Here is a 4,364-nt window from a genome sequence, read left to right as displayed (position 1 = left end):
AACGACCCTGGACGCATCTACGAGGCCAGGATCACGGAGATTCCGGAGGGGGTCGGGCAGGGGCAGATTGCGGTATCAGGGACGCTCGCTCGTGTCGGATCAATCGGCGGTACGAGCGCGTATCCCGCGGTGATTTCGCTTCCAGCGGACGCCAACCGCTCCATCTTGCGCCTCGGTACGTCGGGCGCGGCGACAGTGTTCGCCGAAAATGCGGGTCCCATCGGGCTCATCGCCCGTATCGTGCTCTGGGTCCGGTCCTATGCGGCTTATCTGTAAGAATTCGATAGCGATCCGGCAGCAAGAATTAGCGAAGGCCGCAGCCATTGGCGTGAAATGGCAAGATATCGTCCCCGGTTGCCGCGAAATAGCGGCGTGAAAACCACTTCCCGGTGCTCACCGGATGCCAGCAACGATGGTCTGAGTTGGGGCGGAGAGCATGACACGGGACACAGGAATCTGGCAGCCGAGGTGCCCCGCTTGAGGGCACGACATCGGTTCGCCGCCGTTCGGACAGGATACAGAAAGGTGAACCAATGACAATACTGCGTGCCGCTCTTCTCGCCATTGCCGCCGCTGGCATGGCGTGTGTGCCGACGATCCTTTCCGCTCAATCGGCAGCCGAGCCGAAGCCGCACATGCCGTTGGAGAAGTCTATCGGACAGTCGAAGCCCGAGGTCGTTCCGTCGTTATTTGTTCTCAACTCCAAGGGCGCCAGCCTGAAGGACGGAAAGCTTGTTCTCGCCGGAGTTTCTCCGAATGCCATCGTATTTGCGGATCGCCCTGTGCGGTCTGCCGGGCATGATCTGACGACGCGGATCGTCGAGGATTGGGGCAGCGGCAGCGACAATTTCGCAAAGGATCCGCCTAACGCTACGGTGTCCGGCTTCAAGAAGGACGGATCGGCTGTTCTCGACGCGGTGGTTGTGCTGAAGTCGCCGAAGCTCGAAGGCGACAAGCTGACTTTCGATGTCGATGTGCTCGAAGGTGATCTGGCAGGAGCCGATGGACCGGCATCGATCTTCATCGACATCATTGGCCGGCCGCTGACGCCGCTGTCGTTTGCTGGTGTCGCGCGCAGAACGGCTTGGCGCGGCGCTTACTATCGCGGTGCTGCTGTTGCCGGGGCCGCGGTTGTTGGAGCGGCTGCTGTGGCTGCTTATCCCTATTACTATGGGCCGCCGCGCTGTGGCTATTACCCCTATCCGCCTTGCTACTAGCGAGCCGCGCGGCAGTTCGAACGACCTTATGGCAGGAGCAGGCCGGGCGTCGCGATCATGAGTATGTGACAATCTTACAGGTTGGTCGCTGCCGCGTCGCTCGCAAGCGCGGAGGCCGCGGTCAATGTGTCGGTCGGCGTATCAACTAATAAACTGCAATGGATGTTCCGAGATCCGAACGCAGATCGATTCGATAACTCAATCGAACAATAATGGAGTACGGCAAATGTTGACGAAGCGAGATTTACTTCGCTCCACCGCGGCGATCGCCGCGCTCGCCGCCACGACGGCGAAGTACACCCCGGCAATTGCGCAGAACAAAGCCGATTGGCCCAGGCTGTTAGAGGCCAAGGACATCGCCGAAGAAGGCTTCATCTACGGCTTACCGCTCGTGATGAATTATGCGGTCATGCAAGAGTATGCCGTGGACAAGAATTCGGGGCAGTTCAAAGCGCCGTTCAACGAAATCAAAAATCTGCACCACGTCGCCACCCCGGAGGATACGGCAGTCATCACGCCGAACAGCGACACCCCTTACTCGGTGATCTGGCTGGATTTGCGCGCTGAACCGATGGTTATATCGGTGCCGATAACCGAAAAGGATCGCTACTACTCGGTCCAGTTCATCGATGGCAACACCTACAATTTTGGCTACATCGGCACGCGCGCCACGGGGACCGAGGCGGGCGACTACCTGGTGGCCGGCCCCGACTGGAAAGGTCGAACGCCCAGCGGGATCAAGAAGGTCTTCTCATCGACGACGCCGTTCACGCTCGCGGTTATCCGCACCCAACTCTTCAATCCCGGCGACATGCCGAACGTCGAGAAAATTCAGTCCGGCTACAAGGCCCAGCCGCTTTCCGCGTTCCTTAAACAACCCGCCCCGCCCGCCGCGCCGAAGATCGATTTCGTTCCTGCCACCACGGCCGGGATCAAGGACAACTTCTTCCAGTATCTCGACGCCGCCCTGCAATTCGTCCCCGAGACGCCAAGGGACAAGGCGATCCGTGCGAAACTTGCGAGAATTGGCATCGGTCCCGGCAAGACCTTCGCGTTCAAGGATCTCTCGCTCGAACACAAGGCCGAAATCCTGGTGGGCATGAAGCAGGGTGACGACAAGGTCGACAAATGGCTGGCCGGCGGAAACAAAAGCATCAACGGCTGGAACGTCGGCTCGTTCTTTGGCGACGAGGCCTTCTACAACGGCGATTGGGTGATGCGGGCAGGCGCCGCCAAGGGCGGTCTCTATGGCAACGATGCCGTAGAAGCCATGTACCCCTATACCCGAACGGACGCGGCCGGTGAGCCGCTCGACGGCAGCAGGCACAAATACACCATCACCTTCGCACCCGGCCAGTTGCCGCCAGTGAATGCGTTTTGGTCCGTTACGATGTACGACGGCAAGAGTCAGCTCTTGGTCAAGAACCCGATCAATCGCTACCTCCTCAACTCTCCGATGTTGTCGGCGATGAAAAAGGATGCGGACGGCTCGCTGACGCTGTTCATTCAAAAAGACAGCCCCGGCGCGGACAAGGAAGCAAATTGGCTTCCGGCGCCGGACGACAAAATCTATCTCGTGATGCGGCTATATTGGCCGAAGCCTACGCCACCTTCGATCCTGCCGGCGGGCGCAGGGACATGGCAGCCGCCCGGTATCAAACGGGTTTGATGGCACCTGGACCAATCATGCTGCCCGGAAAGTTACCTGAGCGCGCGAACTCGTGCCGGCCTCTTTTGGCCGGCGCGAGCTCGATCGTGACTCACAGGTTCTGAAGCAGCAATCGGAAAGGAAGAATGGTGAGCAATTGCACACAGAGCGCTGATCCTCGCAGCAATATTCGGCCTGGCGGCAATACAATCGGCGCGCGCTCAGACCAACCTGAGCGCCTACGCAGATAGCGAAGGATATGTCGACGTTCAGACGCTGACCTGCGCTCAACTTGCGGGCACTGGCAGGAAGACGCGGAGTTGCTCACCACGTAGTACAGCGGCTGCTACGACGGTCTCGTCCGTAAGCATCGTCTCAACGTCAAGAGAGCGAAGAAGCGGAGCACGAAGTCCTTTCAGTACTGCAAGGTCAAGCCCAGCAAGCCGGTCATCGAAGCGATTGCTATCGTGTTCAAGGAGGTGTGCGCGAAAGCTTGGCATCAAGATGAAGCCGTAGGCGAGTCTGTAGGAAACCGAATGGGAGGATTTTTCCGTTGGGGGCTGCTAGCGACGTACCATTACACAGCCTTAGCTTTGACGAATATTCTGACATGGTTATTGGAGCGACGGTGAATTTCCTGCTGACTGGTCCTTGTCAAGCCCCTTGGTCGGTCGCTCATTGCAAATTGGGTTCGATTGTTTTGCAGTTTGGCGTGGAGGGAGGCTCCAAGATTTTGCACGGCATTTCGCGTCCGGATGCTTTGACCCTTATTTTTCAGGACGGGCAAATTGCTGATCGCTTGATTTTTGACGGTCAAATCCTTCAGCCTCAGGACTTCGTGGTGCTTCCGCCAGGGAGCGATTTTACGTTCGCGTCGTGCGGCATCCATCGTTGGATGTCGATTTCGATGCCTGTTGGGCTCTTTGAAGCGTTTGCTATCAAGATCGGCAGAAAACATCTTACATGGGTCGAGAAAGAAAAGTGCGTCATTTCGCCCCCGGAGCAATTGCTCAAATGTTTGACCACGGTAGCCGCGAGCACCGCCGTGCTCATACGCGAGAAGCAAACGCCGACGCTCGATGGACGTAGTACTACCCGGTTATTAAACGCGTTGATCACTGCAGTCGCGGGTTTGGATAACGAAATGTGTCTCCCAACAGCAAAGTCACGATTGTCCAGCGACACCGTGGCAAAAGCGTTGAAGTATGCCCGTGGTCAGAAATGGGGAGGGCTTCAGGTTGCTGACCTGGCCCTCGCGGCTGACGTAACAAGCCGGACGCTGTTGAGGACGTTCCGGCAGCAGTTGGGCGTTGGGCCGGCAAGCTATCTTAAGCTACGTCAACTCAACATGGTCCGCCGTGCACTCCGCGGAAAATGTGAGCCGTCAAGTAAAGTCACAAACACCATGAGCGAACACGGCGTTACTGAATTCGGTCGTTTTGCCTCGGAATACAAAGCCCTTTTTGGAGAGCGCCCATCGGAGACGGTGGCGAGGTCGC

Annotated in this window: 3 protein-coding genes and 1 pseudogene; all 4 read left to right on the top strand. The window is 58.0% G+C overall.

Annotated elements, in window-relative coordinates:
- Window positions 1-276 (top strand): annotated as a pseudogene (locus ABIB95_RS47210) (HlyD family secretion protein); the annotation flags it as partial.
- Between the two features lie 257 nt (window positions 277-533).
- The gene (locus tag ABIB95_RS47205) at window positions 534-1,217 is read left to right on the top strand and encodes a hypothetical protein (RefSeq protein ID WP_502917976.1); all 684 of its coding nucleotides are present in this window, start codon (window positions 534-536) and stop codon (window positions 1,215-1,217) included.
- Between the two features lie 226 nt (window positions 1,218-1,443).
- The gene (locus ABIB95_RS47200) at window positions 1,444-2,886 is read left to right on the top strand and encodes a DUF1254 domain-containing protein (RefSeq protein WP_354249216.1); all 1,443 of its coding nucleotides are present in this window, start codon (window positions 1,444-1,446) and stop codon (window positions 2,884-2,886) included.
- 607 nt (window positions 2,887-3,493) lie between these two features.
- On the top strand, window positions 3,494-4,364 hold an 871-nt coding region (locus ABIB95_RS47195), incomplete at its 3' end, for a helix-turn-helix domain-containing protein (protein ID WP_354249214.1).

Origin of the sequence: Bradyrhizobium sp. LA2.1, assembly GCF_040547725.1 — a bacterium.
GTDB classification, from domain to species: Bacteria; Pseudomonadota; Alphaproteobacteria; order Rhizobiales; family Xanthobacteraceae; genus Bradyrhizobium; species Bradyrhizobium barranii.
This window is presented reverse-complemented; position numbering and strand designations above follow the sequence as displayed.